Source organism: Chryseobacterium vietnamense (assembly GCF_031454475.1).
Lineage (GTDB): Bacteria > Bacteroidota > Bacteroidia > Flavobacteriales > Weeksellaceae > Chryseobacterium > Chryseobacterium vietnamense.
The window spans coordinates 571,807-588,772 of record NZ_JAVDQX010000002.1 but is presented as its reverse complement, the minus strand read 5'-3'; the positions used below and the strand labels follow the sequence as shown (position 1 = coordinate 588,772).

Sequence of the window (16,966 nt, the reverse complement as noted above, 5' to 3'; positions counted from 1 at the left end):
AGATGTCCCCTAACCTAAATTTAAAACTGAGAAGTTTTTTCACTAATTCTTCCATTCATTCAATACACTAGTTGTCAGTGTTTTTATAATAGAACGAACCCATATATCATTATTGGGAACGTTTGTTCCGTAAAGAAAATCTGCAACAAAGCTGTCTTCCGGCAGATGAAGTTCTAAAGAAAGTCTTTTTGCCTGGCTTGTTTCATCAACAGAAGTACTGCTTGAAACATTTAATCCGTTATTGATCAGCTCTATATTAATTTCACGCTGGGTCCTGTACTGAAAACTATTACTATACAATCCGAAGTTCGATGAAATATGAATATAATCTGCAAATCTTCCGAAATCATAGATGGGCTTTTTGTTTGCAGAAAGATCCTTTACATATTCTTTCATTTTAATATAAAACCGGTTAAGAAAAGCATGTCTATTATAATCTATTCCAAAATAGGCTTCATTCTCGGTACTAAATACCGATAATATGGCATTGGTTTCGTCCATCATCAGTTTTCCATATACTTTTGACAGGTCATTGTATACTTTATCACGGCAAACATATGCCTGTGAAAGACCATCCGCAGTTTCCACTTTATATTCTGAGAGTAAAGCATCCCATATTTTATTTCCATCCGCATTGGTTGTTGCATTTCTGATATCTGAAACATAGTTATGCAGATCATCAATATTATTGAAATCTGTAGAAATATAAACAGATTGCGGTCCTTCCAAATATCCTCCTCCAATGTCAGCATGATCTCCAGGGACAAATACTTCCTTCCACACTGACAATTGATTTTCTGATTTTTGGTCCTGCATTGTTTTCGAATTCTCAAAAAAACCTGTAAGTGGAAAGAAAAACCTGCTCTCATTGACCGCACAGAAATGCAAAGCATTCTCTACCTGTGCAGACACTTTCATATTATAGGTATTAAAAGGCCTGGATTCTACCGTATCAAAAAGTCCCAAAAATTTTATTCTGCAATTTCCCACAGCGTAATTTGTCAAAAGCTGATTACAGAAAGTTCTTGCCAGCATACCACCTCTTCCGAATCCGTAGAGGTAGAAATGGTATTCCTTTGTCTCATCATGTGCTGTTTCTTGTACAAAATCAGCAGCTTTCTGAAGTTTATCATCAGATGAATACCCGCTTCCATACGGCGGATTTGCACATGTTGCCATAGCAAAATTATTATCTTCATGCCCTGTCAAAGTACCAATTCCCTCAATATATATCTTTTCATCTCCAATGAATAAACTGTATAATTTATAGATATTGCTGAAAGTGCCGTAGTAGCTTTCATTATTGTTCAGCGGTTTATCCGGTGAAAGAATATTTTCCCCATTATTTCCTGTACCGTCAAAGAAAATCCCGACGGAAATCACTCTGTTACCATTCATGTTTCTACTTTAATTTTTTACTAAAGATCCTGTTTGTGTTTTTTTTCAACTACCATCCCTGAGAGAGACATTTCAAAATAACAGAAGAAAAACAAGGTTAGCTAGAGTGAAAAGTACCAAATAAAAAAATCCGTATTTCTACGGAATCAATTTACATTTTTTCTAAAGCGTAAATATTGTTAACAATGGCATAGATCACTATTCCCACGGTATTCCTGGCTCCTATCTTCTCCAGAATACGCTGTCTGTGACTTTCTACGGTTCTTGGGCTGATAAAGAGTTTTTCTCCGATTTCATTGTTGGTGAATTCCTGACAGATAAGTTTTACCACATCTTTTTCTCTTTCTGAAAGCTCATCTTCTGTTTCAAAAAGAGAGTTTTTCTTGGCAGAACCATTCATGTAAGTAAACAGCATCTGATGATCTTCAGCGGTAAAAAAGACTCCATTTTTATCCACCATCGTAATGGCATCAATAAAGGTTTTCTTATTCGAGTTTTTGGGAAGAAATGCCGATACTCCCAGCTTAACCATGTATCCAAGAATAGAGGTTTTATAATGGGATGACAGGATAATAATTTTAAGATCCGGATATTTTTCTTTGAGGATTTCTACCAGCTCAAACCCGTTCATAGGTTTCATCTGAACATCTACGAGAGCGATATCAGGAAATTCATCTTTTGAAAGTTTTCCGAGGTCTTCTATAAAATCGGGGCCATTATCAGCGGTAAGGCATACCGATATATTTTTTTCATTGGACAGCAACATTTTTACCCCTTCGAGGATCAGCTGTTCATCATCAATCAGTGCTAGTTTGATTTGGGAACTCATGATATTTTGGAATTTTTATGATTAAACGACTTCCTTTATTCGAAAAAGTTTTTTTCCATTTGTGTGTGGCATTCATTGATTTGATGCGGGATTCAATATTTTTGATTCCCATTCCTTTTTTCACTTCTTCATATTCAAATCCCTGTCCGTTATCAGAAATTACCACGGCCATATTTTCGGGATAATCTTTAATATAAATCCAGATATCCGTTGCGTCTGAATGCTTGATCACATTGGTGGTAAACTCCTGAATAATCCTATACAGCTGTACTTCCCCGAAAAGATCTTTCTTTTTATATCCCGGCATCACCTGTAGAGAAATATTGATTTTATGGGAAAGGTTCGCTATTAATTCTTCAACATATAAAACCAGCCCCACCGATTCCAGGTTTACAGGGTACAATGAATGGGAAATACTTCTGGCAGCATCAATCAGGGAAGACATCTGGCCATAGATATTTTTTTTAATCAGCTCATCTCCCTGAGTATCGAGGTTATTCAGCCATAATGAAAGAATATTCAGGCGGTTTCCGATATCATCATGAATCATCACTGCAATTCTTTTTCTTTCTTCTTCCTGGGCTTTGATGTTTTCCAGCACTAATTTTTTCTGATGGAGAACTTCTGCTTCATGCTGCACATTTTTTTCCTTAATAATTCTGGTTATAAAAGCTCTGTAAGCTAGAAGAATAAAGGATACTATAACTGTTATGGTAACAATTATAAGGATCAGCAGGTTGATATTTAGCGTTACTTCTTTAATCTGAAAAAAGTATATAAAAGTGAACAGTACAAAATACTCGAAAGAATATTATTGGCACTGAGAATAGTATAGTAATCGTTTTCCGACAGATTGGCGATCTGATGCTGGATAATAAAAATAAACACCGAAACGGAATAGTAGAAAAAAATACTGGCATCTACCAGAAGAAAGCGGTTCTGGGCGGAGGTATTCTTAATTTCCCGGATCAGGGTAAATCCGGAAAGGCAGATGATCATAATATTAGAAACTACTTTCGCAATATCAGCATTGGCAGGATAGTCAAATCCGTATTTCGAGATCATAAAGCCCGCTGCCATTACACCTACAATCCACAGAGCATATCTTGGCCAGTCCAGTTTCCTGATGAATAAACCTGTCAGCAGGAAAAACTCTCCTGCGATGTACAAAGGATAAAGGAATGAGGTGTCATTCAATCTGAAGATATAAGGCAGGGCCAGATTCAGCAGCTCAATAAAAAAAAGAAAAGCAATACAATAAAAATATTGCTTTTCTTTATGATTTAATATGCGGTATTTTGCTGCCCCCAGCAGTATAACGGATAGGAGCAGTGCATAATTCAGGAATAAAATTGCCTTATAAAGTTCAGCCATTCCTCAGTATATCGTTTTAAAATTCACCTCCAACTTCTACATCCGGAATACGGCAGATAGGAGGACATGGTTTTGCCCAGTCGTATGTATTGGAAATTGATTCGGCTCCAAGTTCTGCATTCCTAAGGTTTTCACGGAAAGAGATAAAAATAAGTGTTACCAGCATTTTCCCATAAATATCATTGTATCTGATACCAAAGGAACAGGTAATACCTGCCAAACCATCATCAGAAAGGCAAAGGTCTGCTGTAGGGACATAGAATTTTCTGAAGATTCCACTTCCCTGATTTTCTCTGCTCTCTTTATAAAACCAATCCATACCTTGATTTCTCCAGCGTTCAATAGCATCTACAGCTTTATCCTGCTCAAGAATTGGAGTATTGGAAATAGGAAATCCCATATTGGCATTCTTCTCCGTGCTCTCAAGATCTTTCGATAGAACAGCATTTCTAATAAGAGTGTATTCCTGAATCTCCTGAAGTCTCAGATCTTTTTCCAGCTCGGTAAGGAAGCTGTATGGATATTCTTTTACATCTATTTTTACCCCATCGTTATTCATAGGATAAAAGATAAGGATCAACCGATCTCTGTAAATTCCTACTGCAGCACAAAAGTCTTTATAATCCTTGAACCCTTTCATCCATTCAAGGTGTTCTCTGGAAATATTAAAAACATAGTTGGTAGGGATAAGTTTTTGAATTTTGGAAAAGTCAGAAAGGGATGCTTTCCACTGGTTTGATGCTGCTCTGCATTCTTCTACAGGCAGCATATAGTCCACAATGTTTAATGTTGACATAAGCATAGTTTTTAGTTCTATAAAAGTATAGAAACAAAACATGCTATGCAAGAGGATTTTAATTAATAATTTTTCACAGTAATATGATAACAGCTCTGTTGCTTCTCTTTGATATAATATATTCTACCAGCCTTCTCATAATACTTTAAAACTTTCTCCAGCGCTACTTCCATCTTCGGATTGTATTTCAGAACATTGTTAAATCTGACATAGGAAATATCAAAAGAATTACCATAATTGTGAGAACTGATCCCTAGTGAGGCATTAGAATTCACTCTTCTCAGCCTGCATTGGTCTTCAAGCGTTCTGGTAATGGACGAAACAGTAAATGTACCTCCTTTGGTATCCTTACTGAACTTGGACCCTATTTTCTCCAGAGTGGTTTTTCCCTTTGATACCATATAAGCTCTGCTGTAATCAAGCCTCTGAACGTGATATCCTTTCCCTGATTTTTTTATTTTGTGGAATTTACCGCTATTGATGTATTTCTGTACTGTTTTGGAATCTTTCAGCAGCTGTACTCCAAAACTCTTTGATGCATCAAGATGAGATTTATAAAGTGGCGTGGGTTCAACCTTCAGTACAGTGGCAAGATCATAGCAGGGAAAAGCTTTTTTAGCTGCCTGCGCATAATGTAAACTATAAATAAAAGGTACAAAGACCACACAAAAAAACTTTCTCATTCACCGTCCTTTTAAATTACAAATGAAAGATAAAACATTTATGTTATATCTTTCAAAACCGACTATAATACTCTCTGAATAAATCCCAAACAAACTTTACACCAAATTACAGATTTTACAATTTTTGTTCACTCTTTTTCGAAATATTTTTTCAGTTTTAACTTTTTACTTTAAGATTTAAATTTTACATTTGAGATACTTTAAACAATAAACAACATGATAAAAAAACTTTTCGCTGAATTTTTCGGCACATTTTGGCTTGTTTTCGGAGGATGTGGAAGCGCTGTTTTCGCAGCGGGTGTTCCAGACATCGGCATCGGACTGTTAGGCGTTGCTTTAGCCTTCGGTCTTACTGTTCTTACCATGGCTTACGCTGTAGGTCATATCTCAGGAGGGCACTTTAACCCGGCAGTTTCTTTTGGACTTTTAGCGGGAGGAAGATTTCCTGCAAAAGACCTTATCCCTTACATTGTAGCCCAATGTCTGGGAGCGATTGTAGCAGCAGGATGTCTGTATACGATCCTTAACGGAGCCGGAGCGGTAGAATTCTCAAAACCCGGAGATTTTGCCACGAACTTTTACGGTGAAGCCGTTTACAATGGAAAAGCTTTCAGTATGGGCGCAGCATTTCTTGCTGAGTTTTTATTAACTGCATTTTTCCTTATTGTAATCATGGGAGCCACAGATAAGTGGGCTAACGGTAAGTTTGCCGGTCTTGCCATCGGTCTTGCGCTTACTTTGATCCACCTGATCTCTATCCCGATTACGAATACTTCTGTAAACCCTGCAAGATCACTTTCTCAGGCAGTCTTTATGGGAGGAATTGCAATGTCACAACTTTGGTTGTTCTGGGTAGCTCCTATTTTAGGGGGAGTTGTAGGAGGATTGATCTACAAGTTCTTACTTCAGAGAGATACTGCTGAAATTGCAGATTAATTTTATAATAACATTCAATGATAAAATCCTGTCAGGCGGCAGGATTTTTTTATTTTTTGGTTCTTGATTTTTTGTAAACGCAAAGATTTTATAAGAGAAACTTTTTATTAAAGAGAGAGCAAAGTGGTTACAACTACGTCGTTGATGAAGTGATAAGTTTTACAACTGCTTAATAAAAATCAATGAAATGATTCCTTCTTTGCATCCTTAAGACAGATCAATAAGAAATTAAACTTTGCGTTAATAAAGAATTTTTTTAATCTTATTTCAGTTTTTTGATATCAAAAGGATTTTTAAAGATCAGTTCTTCATGTTTCCCTTTGATTTCCATTTTACGCTGAAGAAGGTTCAAAGCCATCTTCCTGATAAAAAAATCTTTATCATTCAATTTCCAGTAAGAATCTTCATGCAGCTTTTTAGGCTGGCGAATCAGATAAAATTCGGTATCCCAGGTATCTGCATTGTGATAAAACTCGATGATTCCGCAATGTTCCGGAATTAAAGCAGCATCTACCATTCCCATTGGGAGCAGAAAACTGAAAGAATTACACATATAATCCCCACAGGAAATTTTATCGTGTTTCAGAAATTTTTCTCCGGTGTCTTTATTCAGGTATGATTTTTTGAAATCATTTTTAAAATCACTTTTCGAAAGCTTGATCTCAATTTCGTGACTTCCACCTTCTGAATCAATGATCAGAATGTCCGCTTCCCAATCAGCCTGAAAATAGTTAGTCAGTACAATTTCTTTTTCAAAATCGCAGTGTGAATGAATATAGGCATGTATAAGTTCTTCTATCTTGATCATTTTTTTATGATGGTAAAAATATTTAATAAAACGCAATGCCCGCAAAGTTTTTAATAGCCAAGTGTTTAAAGGCTCGTAAAGGCGTTTTACTCAGCAAAAGTCGCAAGCTATTTTATTTATTGTGATTATACAAAAATTGACAAGCGAAGCGAATTGATCATTCACCATTGTTTTCTTCGGTTTAAATCATCAACTCACCAGCAGGCTGCAGCCTCTGATATCGGAATGATCTATTCTTCCCAGCACCTGAAATTTATCACCTACAATTTTTCCTAGATCCTGTGTTGCAATAAATGCGCAGGAATGGGTATTGGCAAGATCAATGATATTAATAGCTCCTGTACGGCCTTCTTTTTCGTAAGCCAAAGGATCTTCTGCATTCCGAACCATTATTCTCATCCAGTTGGGACACTCATATTCATTATTTCCAAGGGAATAAGCCTGTGAAAGTAACTCAGTCATTGAATATTCTGAATATATTCTGTCCGTTTTAAGTCCTTTCTGTAAAATTTCCAACAATTCATCCTTGGTCATTTCTTCCTTTCGCCCTTTCATACCACCGGTTTCAATTACGATTAAATTTTCAGGAAAGTTCAGAGATTTTTCGCTTTGCTCAGAATGACAGTAATCAAGAAAGTCTAATAAGGCAAAGGAAACTCCGAAAAGGATAACTTTTTTGCCATGTAATGTATTTAACAATTCAAAAAGTTCGGCATGATTATAAAGAAAATATCCGTTTTCCGGTTTTGCAGACTTCTTCATCAGATAATCTACCATATAAATAAGTGATGAATTTTGTCTTTCAAGATAGCTTGGAAGTAATCCCAGAAAAATAAAATCTTCCGGCTTTCCGATAAATTGTTCAAAACTTTTATAGATACTCTCTTCATACAGCTCAGTATCTGCGATGAAATGCCTGGAAAGGTTCATCTGTGTTGTTCCTGAACTTTGAAAGAAAAGATCTGCAGCAACATTTTTATCCAGAATCTGATGGTTTTTAAACATTTCAATAGGAAGAAACGGAATTTTCACCAGACGATCGACCTCATCGGGATTAACCTTCAGAAAATCAACAAATTTCCGGTATATTTCAACATTTTCATATTGATAACGAAATGTTTTCAATGCGGCATTCAGGAAATCCTGTTCAGTCTGTATGTTGAATATATTTTTCAGTTCCATAATTTTTTGAGTTTCTTAATCCCCGGCTACAGGGCAATTACAGAGATAGAATATTTTTTTAGTAATTTTTTTAATGTATAAAACCAATTTTGGTAGACTTCTTGCAATGAGTTACTTGGAATATGGATTAAAAACAAGAGTGGGTTTTTCCACCCGTTCGAAAGTTACCTCTTTTTAGGGGTAATTTTTTTTTGCTTTATTTTTCAAAAGTCTTCAGTTCAAAATCTTTTTCAAAAACCCCATATGTGAAATAGGAAATCCAGTCTCCAAGGTTGATATATTTTGCATTCTGTTCCAGATCCAGTACCATTGGCAGGTGTCTGTGTCCATAGATAAAGTAGTCAATCTTCTGGGTTTTCAGTTTTTCCTTGGAATAAATAATCAGAAATTCTTTATCTTCTCCCAGAAAAGCTTTGTCTTCTTCTCCGGAGATCATTTTATTTTTTTGGGACATGTATAATGCAATTTTCATCGCAATATCGGGATGAAGCCATTTGAAAAACCATTGTGCCACAGGATTTGTGAATAATTTCTTCATTCTTTTATATCCTTTGTCACCAGGTCCCAGTCCATCTCCATGAGCCAGCAGAAACTGCTTCCCTCCCATTTCAAAATATTGTTTCTGATAGAATACGGTACAACCAATCTCTTCTTCCAGATAATCCTTCATCCAGAGATCATGATTCCCGACAAAGAAATAAATATGAATTCCTCTGTCTTTCAGTTCCGCAATTTTTCCAAGTACCCGAACATATCCTTTGGGAATGACGTGCTTCCATTCATGCCAGAAGTCAAAAAGATCACCCATTAAAAACAAAACCTGAGCATCTTCCTTGATCTGATCCATCCAGCGTATAAATCTCTCTTCGCGCACCTTGCTTTCCTTTGGTGTAGGGGCACCAAAATGCTGATCCGAAGCGAAATACACTTTTTTTCCAGGTTCTAAATTAATTGTTGTTTTTAACACCTTCTGAGTTTTGTGAAAAATTATTGATTATCTTCTGCAAACCATTCTCCATAAGAGTTTTCTGTCTCATGAAGTTTAAGATAGGCTAAAGAAATTCCTTCGGGAAGTCTCGATTTGATTTTAGCAGCAATGGCATACAACATGTTTTCACAGGTTGGCTGGAAGCTGCAGTAGATTACTTTATGTCCTTTCTGCTCAAGGTCATCTCCCAGTTCTTTGTGTGGAGACAGTGCATTAACAAGAACCGCATGGTCCCAAACGTCTACGATCTCAGATTTTACGATACTTTTGATATCTCCGAAATCTACCACCATTCCATTTTTAGGATTTTCAATATCATTAATCGGTTTTCCTTTCACTGTTACAAACAGCTTATAGGAATGTCCATGCATATTTTTACACTTCCCATCGTAGTTGTAAAGCACGTGAGCCGTTTCGAATGTAAAAATTTTTGTAATACGTATCATAGTACAAAGATAGGATAAAACAGCTTAATACAGAAAAGACTGTTTCTATTACAACGATTTTAAAATATTCTTTTTAATCCATTTTTAAAGTCAGATTATTATCTCTGGTTCCATCCACATTCATTGCTTTGTAAGGTACAGAAAGCCAGCCTTTTTTATTCATGACAAATTTGAACTGATAGGTTTTTCCTTTTTCGAAGTGAGATTTTGGCAGTACCAGTTCAAAAGTATTGTTCTTTTTCAGGCTCATATAATATTTCTGGTCATCAAGATTCCAGTTATTAAAAGAGCCGGTAACTGACATATTTTTGATATATTCTACACTTTGATTCTCCGGAAATGGGTAAGAAAAAATGATACTATCCTTTTCAGTCCGGTAGCCATAGTTTTCTTTTTTAAGTGTGGGATGAACAATAGGTTCAGACTTTGTATATTCTTCTGCCACCATATACGGATCGAGCAAACGTTTATCCATCATACCTGCAATCTGATTGATCATAGGGTAAAAAACCGGAAATTCTTTATATCCGTTGTACATCACTACAATTGCCATATTCTGATCCGGGAAAATCCTGTAAGCACTTACATTTCCTCCTGAGAAATTATAGGATTTTATTGTATTAAATAGGTCCATATCCCAACCATGAGCGAAGGTAATTTCTTTATTTTTGTATTCAAATGGCTTCCACATCAATGCCTGAGTGGCAGGTTTTAGAAAATCATTTTTACTCAAATGAATGCTCCACTGTAAAAACGCGGGTAAAGCAATCGCCAAACCATTCGCTGAATGCGCTCTTCTCCCTTCTACAAATGTAGATTTTTCATATTGGTGTGTATTTTTATTGTAGATATATTTTACAATTCTGTTAGGAATTTTCTCAATGGAATTGGATGAAAAAACTACCTGATTTTTAGAATCTGAAAACTGATTTTTCAGGATATAATCTTCAAATTTCTCTCCTGTTATTTTTTCAATGATCATCGCAATCAGCATGTAGTTGGTCTGATTGTACCTGTAATCACTTCCGGTTTCAAATTCCATTTTTTCTTTTGACAGGCGGTTGATAACCTCAGCGTTGGGTGTATCTGTTGCAATATCACTGAAATTAATCCAGTTAGGCAACCCTGAAGAATGAGACAAAAGATTTTTCACCTTAACATTCTGCCATTCTGCCGGTATATTGTCAATATATTTTGAAATTTCATCTTCCAGAGATACTTTCCCCTTCTCAATAAGCTGAAAAATCCCAATATTGGACATCAGTTTTGTTGTGGAATACACCCTGAACATGGAATTTTGATCTATCTTTTTATCACTTTCCAACGTTTCTGTTCCGTAATATTTCTGAAAAGTTACTTTATTGTTGGTTACAATTCCTACAGCCATTCCCGGTATCTCATTGATTTGAATAACCTTTTTAATATATTGATCAATTGCTTTTGATTGTTCTGCGGTCTGACTGTATGCTGTAAAGAAAAAACCTGATAATACTAGTGTTAAGATAGATGGTTTCATGGGGAGGTTTGTTTAATGTTTCCTTATTAAAAACAGCTGTGAGCCTTATTGTATTACATTAATAGAAAAAATTATCTATTATTTTCTGGTTTTAATTGATCTGTTTCAAAGCCTAATTCATTCAAATAATCCAATCCGTTTTGTATTTCCATTGAATTGAATCCTGACCATCCTTTTTTTAATCCCAATACAATGAACTGCCTGATATACTTTGGCCTATTAAGATTTACCTCATCTTCTGAACCTGTCATTTTATTCACCAGCTTCACACCTGATTGTAAAGGCTGTCCCATCACATAATCATCAACAGTCAAAGATTTGATAATTAAAGGAGTTTGCTTTTGTCCGTTTAAAAATACTTTTACAGTCAAAGTATTAGTCTTCGTTTCGGAATGATATTGATTGGAAACTGAATACAAATATTCTACAGCATTGATGGTTATTTTTCTTAACTTACTTTTCATTACCTTATTTTTCTATCAAGCTGTTTCAAACATTATTTCACCGTTTTTTCAAATCTGTTCGTGATTTTTTGCTCTTTGTCTTTTACAACAATTTCATACTTCCCTTTATCCAGGATTAAAAAATGATGGTCTTTAGAAGTATTGACTTCAATAATATCAGCAGGAATCCCCTGTTTTTCAAACTCTCCTTTTCTGTATGCTAAAACCAAGGCCGGATATATTGAAACTTTAGAAGCTGGAATCTTGTAAAACTTTCGGTTTTCTATCAACATCCAATCCGGTCTGCCTTTGATGTATTTTGTAACGGGATGAATGATTTTAATATCGGTATATAACTCCTTGTCTTCCCCATTGTATATTTCCTGATTTCCATCTTTTAAAACAACGGGCACTGTATTTTTCACCAGTCTTAAAAGGGGTTCATTAAATTTCAGACTACTTTTTTCTGAAAACTGAGTCTGGTCAATGGTAAAAGGATTGATCCCCGTAAGGTCTGAAAGCCTTCCTGCCATTGTTTTTTCCCAGGATTTATGAACACCTTCGTATGCATGCTGGTAACCACAATAAATGAGATATTTTCCCTCTTTATTTTTCTGCATAAAATCAAAGATATTTTTTGCTTCTCCAATTTCTCTTTCTTTATTATTTCCTTCAGCTTCGTATGGAAAAAGGGTAAACCCAATTTTCAAAGCATGATAGATAAAATTTCCGAATTCAGGTTCTTTGGAATAATAACCGCTGTTGAGGGCGGCAAATTTTGTAGTATTTAAAGAATCATTCGCTAATGTTTCGACTCCCAAATATCTGTAGCCTTTGTCATACAATCCCTGAAGTAAAGAAGAAGCAAAAGTTCTGTGACTGGCGTTATGATGAGCTTCATTCAGGATGACAATCTGTTCATTACCTGCTTTGTCTAAGATATACTCTTTTGCATTAACAGGGATTAATTTTGAAAACCTCAAACTATCTGCTGTGCTCAGCTTTTTTACTCTTCCAAAAGTTATATCCCAACTTTCCAATGCCGGTTTGTATTGTCCGCTTATGGAATAATATGTTGCCGCCATCTGACTTCTCCAGGATTGACTTTGGGTAGAGTCTGCTACCTTTTTTCTGATATCGTCTGTAAACCAGTAAGGGGTTTCCTGACCATAACCTGCCATGCTTACCAACAGTAATGCCAGTGAATATAAGAGCTTCATGTGTATTTAGTTTTTGATTTAATGGTATGCTAAAAAAACTTCTCCAGCCAGTCGTTTTCCAAACGTTTGATCTTCTTGGTTCCGGGATCAAACAAAATCCAGAGTGTACTTGAATTTACCACAAGTTCATCATTGCAATAGAATTCAACTTTTCTTGGCTGTTTGGCTCCTTCAGGAGTAAGCGGATAAGTTCTCACCGTAATGACATCACCCAGATAAACCTGTTTTTTGTATTGAATATGATGATCCAGAAGCATCCAGGCATCATTTACATATTCTGTTTTATGTTTCAAAACATCCCAGTGTTCTGCGGCTACTTCTTCCACCCAATGCACGTACTGTACATTATTTACATGGTTGTTCTGATCAATATGATCTTCTGTTACTTTGATCTGTTTTTCGTACATTAAATTCATTCTCCTGAAAGTTTACCCAAATGTATCATTTTAAAATAAAACTTTCTTCTTCCCATCACTCACTTTTACGCATAAAAAAACGGAATCATAAACTCTGATTCCGTTTTAATATCCGGTATATTGAAATTTCTATTTAGATTTTCCCGCTGGTTTGGCAGGTGTTGCTGTAGCTCCTAATTTTGTTTTTACAAGAGCTGTGATATCTTCACTTCCATCCGTGTAAACCAAATTGTTTGATTCATGGAATGATGTATCAAATATAAAATTCAATCCTTTTTCTTTAGCAACAGCAGAAATAACACTCTTTACCTTTTGCTGTAAAGGAGTGTACAATTCACTTTGCTTAGCTGAAATATCTTTAGCAGCCTGTGCTCTTGAATCTTCTATTTTTTTACCTAAAGTCTGCAATTCTGTTTGTGCTGCCATCAGTTCTTTAGTCACAGCTTCTTTGTTGGCTTCACTAAGAGTCTTTTCTTTAGCCTGTGCTGCTTTCAGTTTAGTCTGATAATCACCGATCATTTTTTCAATTTCAGCCTGCTTAGCTTTAGTCAGGTTATCAATAGTAGTTCCTATAGTAGTTACTTCAGATAAACTTGCAAAAATATCCTCTGTGTTTACACTTCCAACCTTCTGTTGAGCATTTGCAGCATTTGCAGTAAGCGTTAATCCTAATGTAATAAAAAGTACTTTAATTAAATTCATTTTTAATAATATTTTTTCAGCCCCAAATATAATTCAAATTTCAATTACTTATCATGTAGTATTTATTTCTTTATTATTTTGAGATATCAATACGGTAAAAAAAGGTTCAACCCCCTTTAAACAAAAGAAAAACCTTCCCACAGACGAGAAGGTTTAACATCAAAAAATATGGAAAAAAATGACTAATGGAATTGTGCCGTTTCTGTAGAATCTTTCATGGCTACAGTAGCTGAAGCGCCGCTGGTAACAATATTCTGTATTTCATCAAAATATCCGGTTCCTACAAAAGACTGATGTTTCACTGCCCGGAATCCTTTCTGCTGTAATGCAAACTCACGCTCCTGAAGCTCCGAATATCCGGCCATTCCTCTTTCTTTATAAGCTAAAGCCAATTCAAACATGGCGGTGTTCAGGGCGTGGAATCCTGCAAGGGTAATAAACTGGAATTTGTATCCCATTTTAGCCAGCTCTTCACGGAAAGTAGACATTTCTTCTACACTCAGTCTTGCGGCCCAGTTGAATGAAGGTGAACAATTGTAAGCAAGCATTTTCCCTGGAAATTTCGCATGAATTCCTTCTGCAAATTTTCTGGCCTGCTCCAGATCGGGATTGGAAGTTTCCATCCAGATCAGATCTGCGTATGGCGCATATGACAAACCTCTATCGATTCCCTGTTCTACTCCGTTTCTCACCACGTAAAATCCTTCGGAAGTTCTTTCTCCTGTGACGAATTTTTTATCCCTGTCATCAATATCAGAAGTCAGTAAATCTGCGGCATCTGCATCTGTTCTTGCAATAATAAGACTCGGAACACCTAATACGTCGGCAGCCAGACGTGCTGCAATCAGTTTATTCACTGCTTCCTGGGTAGGCACTAATACTTTTCCTCCTAAGTGTCCGCATTTTTTTGCAGAAGAAAGCTGATCTTCAAAATGTACGGCAGCAGCTCCTGCTTCGATCATTTGTTTCATCAGTTCAAAAGCATTCAGATTGCCTCCAAAACCAGCTTCAGCGTCGGCAATGATAGGTACAAGATATTCTTTATTTCCTGTTCCGCTTACCGATTGTACCTGATCTGCTCTCAATAAAGCATTATTAATTTTCTTTACCACAGAAGGCACTGAATTGGCTGGATACAATGACTGATCCGGATACATTTCTCCCGATAAATTGGCATCTGCAGCTACCTGCCATCCTGAAAGATAAATTGCTTCCAGCCCGGCATCCACTTCCTGCACCGCCTGATTACCCGTTAATGCACCCAATCCTGCCACATAATCCTGAGTATTCAATTTATCCCAGAATTTTTTGGACATTTCTGTAGCAATAGTATAATCTATGGTATAAGAACCACGAAGTTTTAAAACTTCTTCTGCTGTATAAGGCCTTTTTACACCGTTCCAACGTGGATTTGTCAACCAATCTTGTTCCAGAGCCTGGAGTTGTTCTTGTCTTGTTTTCATAATATTTGGATTTTGTTTGATTAGATTTTGGGTTTCGAGATTCGGGATTCGGGGTACGAGGTTCAGGGTTTGAGATATGATTGTCAAACTTTCAGATACTTGTACTCTCCCACTTTCTAACTAAATAAAAGGATATGCTTTAAGGGTCAGAAATTCTTCAAATTTTTCACAGAAAATCAATTCATTGAAAAGTTCTTTGGCAAGGTTAAATTTTCCATGTTGGAAACGGGCTTCTCCTACATACTTTTCAATATTATCCATTTCTTCTTTTTCCCACTGCAATACCATGCTTCGGGTTAATGTTCTGTCATCGCTCAGAACCGCTTCATTTTTCAGCCATTGCCAGATTTGTGTCCTTGAAATCTCGGCAGTTGCAGCATCTTCCATCAGGTTATAAATGGCGGCAGCGCCAGTTCCCATCAGCCAGCTTTCCAGATAAAGAATTCCTACATTGATATTTTTCCGGACTCCTTTTTCGGTAATATCACCTTTGGGGATTTCCAGCAGCTCGCTTTCTGTTATATGATATTCAAATTTTTTATCGATCTGATTTCTGGAAGGCATATGCTCGTCAAAAATTTCTTTTGCCACCGCTACCAATGCCGGATGTGCTACCCACGTTCCGTCATGACCATTTTTCACTTCTCTTTCTTTGTCACTTTTCACTTTTTCAAAAGCCTTTGTATTGGCTTCGTCATCGTCTTTTACCGGAATTTGGGCTGCCATTCCTCCAATAGCATGTACATTTCTTTTATGGCAGATTTCGATCACTCTTTTTGAATAAGCACTCATAAAGGGAGAAGTCATGGTTACCTGATCTCTGTCCGGAACGATAAATTCGGGAAGGTTTCTGAATTTTTTAATGTAAGAGAAAATATAATCCCATCTCCCACAATTCAATCCTGCGCTGTGTTCTTTTAATTCAAATAAAATTTCATCAATCTGAAATGATGCGGTAATTGTTTCTATTAAAACAGTGGCTTTGATAGTTCCCTCCGGAATTCCCAGGTAGTTTTGTGCAAAAACAAAAACCTCATTCCACCATCGGGCTTCTTTATAGTGCTCTAATTTCGGAAGATAGAAATAAGGACCACTTCCGTTTTCCAGAAGCTGTTTTGCATTTCTGAAAAAGTACATTCCAAAATCGGTCAGCGATCCGGAAGCTTTTTCTCCATTAATTTCAATATGTTTCTCAGGAAGATGAAGCCCCCTTGGACGAACCTGTAAAACGGCTGTTTTTTCATTAAGGGTATATGCCTTTCCCTTTTCGTTGACCAAATCAATCTTTCGGTTAATGGCATCAGAAAGATTGATCTGTCCCTGGATACAGTTTTCCCACACCGGCGAGCTGCTGTCTTCAAAATCAGCCATAAATGTAGAAGCTCCGGAATTCAGGGCATTGATAATCATCTTGCGGTCAACCGGGCCGGTAATTTCTACTCTTCGATCCAACATATCGTCAGGAAGCGGAGCACATACCCAATTCCCGTTCCGTATGTCTTCAGTTTCTTTTAAGAACTCCAGAAGGTTTCCCTGATCAAAATGATGCTGAGTATTTTTTCTTTCTTCTAAAAGTTCAAGTCTTTTATGATTGAAGTTCTGATGAAGCGAAATCAGAAAATCTGCCAAATCAGGAGTAAATATATCCTCAAACTGCTTCTGCGACTTTATTTCTAACTGAGTCTTTGTTTCCATAACTTATTGATTTTGTGATTTGATGTTACAAACATAAATAAAAATTTTCACAAACAGCGAACGTTCGCTAA

At 36.4% G+C, this 16,966-nt stretch carries 18 protein-coding genes; 1 reads left to right on the top strand and 17 read right to left on the bottom strand.

Annotation, left to right across the window (positions count from 1 at the left end; all coding sequences use genetic code 11):
* Positions 1 to 42 precede the first annotated feature (42 nt).
* From J2786_RS11905 to J2786_RS11880, 6 genes are all read right to left on the bottom strand, one after another.
* Positions 43 to 1,398: a T6SS phospholipase effector Tle1-like catalytic domain-containing protein gene (locus tag J2786_RS11905; RefSeq protein ID WP_047434791.1), complete on the bottom strand. Its 1,356-nt coding sequence runs from the start codon at positions 1,396 to 1,398 to the stop codon at positions 43 to 45.
* Positions 1,399 to 1,549: 151 nt separating this feature from the next.
* A complete protein-coding gene (locus tag J2786_RS11900; RefSeq protein ID WP_047434794.1) occupies positions 1,550 to 2,227 on the bottom strand; it encodes a response regulator transcription factor in 678 nt (225 codons plus the stop codon).
* Entirely contained in the window at positions 2,196 to 2,867 is a 672-nt protein-coding gene (locus J2786_RS11895) for a sensor histidine kinase (protein WP_226798686.1), read from the bottom strand. The genes J2786_RS11900 and J2786_RS11895 overlap by 32 nt, the downstream gene beginning before the upstream one ends.
* A gap of 110 nt (positions 2,868 to 2,977) precedes the next feature.
* On the bottom strand, positions 2,978 to 3,601 hold the full coding sequence (locus J2786_RS11890; protein ID WP_047434796.1) for a hypothetical protein: 624 nt from the start codon (positions 3,599 to 3,601) through the stop codon (positions 2,978 to 2,980).
* A 16-nt stretch (positions 3,602 to 3,617) separates the two neighbouring features.
* The gene (locus J2786_RS11885; RefSeq protein ID WP_310025346.1) at positions 3,618 to 4,397 is read right to left on the bottom strand and encodes a hypothetical protein; all 780 of its coding nucleotides are present in this window, start codon (positions 4,395 to 4,397) and stop codon (positions 3,618 to 3,620) included.
* Between the two features lie 62 nt (positions 4,398 to 4,459).
* Positions 4,460 to 5,080 carry a DUF5715 family protein gene (locus tag J2786_RS11880; RefSeq protein ID WP_047434802.1) on the bottom strand — a complete coding sequence of 207 codons (621 nt, stop codon included), beginning with the start codon at positions 5,078 to 5,080 and terminating at the stop codon, positions 4,460 to 4,462.
* 219 nt (positions 5,081 to 5,299) lie between these two features.
* On the opposite strand from J2786_RS11880, the gene aqpZ reads away from it, so the two are divergent.
* Entirely contained in the window at positions 5,300 to 6,016 is a 717-nt protein-coding gene (aqpZ, locus tag J2786_RS11875; RefSeq protein ID WP_034696881.1) for an aquaporin Z, read from the top strand.
* A 262-nt stretch (positions 6,017 to 6,278) separates the two neighbouring features.
* Here aqpZ and J2786_RS11870 read toward each other — a convergent pair whose 3' ends face one another.
* From J2786_RS11870 to aceB, 11 genes are all read right to left on the bottom strand, one after another.
* The gene (locus tag J2786_RS11870; RefSeq protein ID WP_047434806.1) at positions 6,279 to 6,824 is read right to left on the bottom strand and encodes a hypothetical protein; all 546 of its coding nucleotides are present in this window, start codon (positions 6,822 to 6,824) and stop codon (positions 6,279 to 6,281) included.
* A gap of 189 nt (positions 6,825 to 7,013) precedes the next feature.
* A complete protein-coding gene (locus tag J2786_RS11865) occupies positions 7,014 to 8,006 on the bottom strand; it encodes a LuxE/PaaK family acyltransferase (protein WP_185097564.1) in 993 nt (330 codons plus the stop codon).
* Positions 8,007 to 8,202: 196 nt separating this feature from the next.
* Positions 8,203 to 8,973, bottom strand: coding sequence for a UDP-2,3-diacylglucosamine diphosphatase (locus J2786_RS11860; RefSeq protein WP_047434810.1), 771 nt, complete (start codon positions 8,971 to 8,973; stop codon positions 8,203 to 8,205).
* 20 nt (positions 8,974 to 8,993) lie between these two features.
* On the bottom strand, positions 8,994 to 9,440 hold the full coding sequence (locus J2786_RS11855; RefSeq protein WP_047097353.1) for a 6-pyruvoyl trahydropterin synthase family protein: 447 nt from the start codon (positions 9,438 to 9,440) through the stop codon (positions 8,994 to 8,996).
* Between the two features lie 73 nt (positions 9,441 to 9,513).
* Entirely contained in the window at positions 9,514 to 10,956 is a 1,443-nt protein-coding gene (locus J2786_RS11850) for a serine hydrolase (RefSeq protein WP_052187128.1), read from the bottom strand.
* Between the two features lie 71 nt (positions 10,957 to 11,027).
* On the bottom strand, positions 11,028 to 11,420 hold the full coding sequence (locus tag J2786_RS11845; protein WP_047434813.1) for a hypothetical protein: 393 nt from the start codon (positions 11,418 to 11,420) through the stop codon (positions 11,028 to 11,030).
* Between the two features lie 32 nt (positions 11,421 to 11,452).
* Positions 11,453 to 12,619, bottom strand: a complete 1,167-nt coding sequence (locus J2786_RS11840) for a hypothetical protein (protein ID WP_047434815.1) — start codon at positions 12,617 to 12,619, stop codon at positions 11,453 to 11,455.
* 29 nt (positions 12,620 to 12,648) lie between these two features.
* On the bottom strand, positions 12,649 to 13,035 hold the full coding sequence (locus tag J2786_RS11835) for an acyl-CoA thioesterase (protein ID WP_047434818.1): 387 nt from the start codon (positions 13,033 to 13,035) through the stop codon (positions 12,649 to 12,651).
* Positions 13,036 to 13,164: 129 nt separating this feature from the next.
* On the bottom strand, positions 13,165 to 13,737 hold the full coding sequence (locus tag J2786_RS11830) for an OmpH/Skp family outer membrane protein (protein ID WP_047434821.1): 573 nt from the start codon (positions 13,735 to 13,737) through the stop codon (positions 13,165 to 13,167).
* A 182-nt stretch (positions 13,738 to 13,919) separates the two neighbouring features.
* Positions 13,920 to 15,200 carry an isocitrate lyase gene (gene aceA, locus J2786_RS11825; protein ID WP_047434824.1) on the bottom strand — a complete coding sequence of 427 codons (1,281 nt, stop codon included), beginning with the start codon at positions 15,198 to 15,200 and terminating at the stop codon, positions 13,920 to 13,922.
* Positions 15,201 to 15,320: 120 nt separating this feature from the next.
* Positions 15,321 to 16,895, bottom strand: a complete 1,575-nt coding sequence (gene aceB / locus J2786_RS11820) for a malate synthase A (protein WP_047434827.1) — start codon at positions 16,893 to 16,895, stop codon at positions 15,321 to 15,323.
* Positions 16,896 to 16,966: the final 71 nt, after the last annotated feature.

Bases quoted from the DNA above. Each gene is read 5' to 3' on its own strand.
- J2786_RS11905 (WP_047434791.1), bottom strand. From the start codon at position 1,398: ATGAATGGTAACAGAGTGATTTCCGTCGGGATTTTCTTTGACGGTACA.
- J2786_RS11900 (WP_047434794.1), bottom strand. From the start codon at position 2,227: ATGAGTTCCCAAATCAAACTAGCACTGATTGATGATGAACAGCTGATC.
- J2786_RS11890 (WP_047434796.1), bottom strand. From the start codon at position 3,601: ATGGCTGAACTTTATAAGGCAATTTTATTCCTGAATTATGCACTGCTC.
- J2786_RS11885 (WP_310025346.1), bottom strand. From the start codon at position 4,397: ATGTCAACATTAAACATTGTGGACTATATGCTGCCTGTAGAAGAATGC.
- J2786_RS11880 (WP_047434802.1), bottom strand. From the start codon at position 5,080: ATGAGAAAGTTTTTTTGTGTGGTCTTTGTACCTTTTATTTATAGTTTA.
- J2786_RS11870 (WP_047434806.1), bottom strand. From the start codon at position 6,824: ATGATCAAGATAGAAGAACTTATACATGCCTATATTCATTCACACTGC.
- J2786_RS11865 (WP_185097564.1), bottom strand. From the start codon at position 8,006: ATGGAACTGAAAAATATATTCAACATACAGACTGAACAGGATTTCCTG.
- J2786_RS11855 (WP_047097353.1), bottom strand. From the start codon at position 9,440: ATGATACGTATTACAAAAATTTTTACATTCGAAACGGCTCACGTGCTT.
- J2786_RS11850 (WP_052187128.1), bottom strand. From the start codon at position 10,956: ATGAAACCATCTATCTTAACACTAGTATTATCAGGTTTTTTCTTTACA.
- J2786_RS11845 (WP_047434813.1), bottom strand. From the start codon at position 11,420: ATGAAAAGTAAGTTAAGAAAAATAACCATCAATGCTGTAGAATATTTG.
- J2786_RS11840 (WP_047434815.1), bottom strand. From the start codon at position 12,619: ATGAAGCTCTTATATTCACTGGCATTACTGTTGGTAAGCATGGCAGGT.
- J2786_RS11835 (WP_047434818.1), bottom strand. From the start codon at position 13,035: ATGAATTTAATGTACGAAAAACAGATCAAAGTAACAGAAGATCATATT.
- J2786_RS11830 (WP_047434821.1), bottom strand. From the start codon at position 13,737: ATGAATTTAATTAAAGTACTTTTTATTACATTAGGATTAACGCTTACT.
- aceA (WP_047434824.1), bottom strand. From the start codon at position 15,200: ATGAAAACAAGACAAGAACAACTCCAGGCTCTGGAACAAGATTGGTTG.
- aceB (WP_047434827.1), bottom strand. From the start codon at position 16,895: ATGGAAACAAAGACTCAGTTAGAAATAAAGTCGCAGAAGCAGTTTGAG.